The 213-nt window shown below is 68.1% G+C and carries 1 protein-coding gene; it reads right to left on the bottom strand.

Going from position 1 to position 213, the window contains the following annotated elements; genetic code table 11:
• Positions 1–213 (bottom strand): DUF222 domain-containing protein (locus tag F0Q45_RS27390; RefSeq protein WP_149656749.1); only part of this gene is annotated, 213 nt, incomplete at both ends.

The following is a 213-nucleotide window of genomic DNA, read 5'->3' as shown; positions in this document are numbered from 1 at the left end:
CAACGCCTTGGAGGGCACATAACCGGGCTCCGGCGGGGCGTCACCAGGGTGAATCAGCGGTACCAGCTTGGCCGAATGGGCCAATTCGGCGACCAGTTCGGGCGTGATGAGCCCATCAGCGCTGACCATCGAGGCCGGCGCGACGGCCTCACTGGCCGGCTCGGCGATCACCTGAATCACCACCGGGCTTGGCGTGGGCCGCTTTCCCGCGGA

Origin of the sequence: Mycobacterium simiae (assembly GCF_008370645.1) — a bacterium.
GTDB classification, from domain to species: Bacteria; Actinomycetota; Actinomycetes; order Mycobacteriales; family Mycobacteriaceae; genus Mycobacterium; species Mycobacterium simiae_A.
The sequence above is the reverse complement of the archived record's forward strand: the minus strand, read 5'-3'. Positions and strand labels throughout refer to the sequence as shown.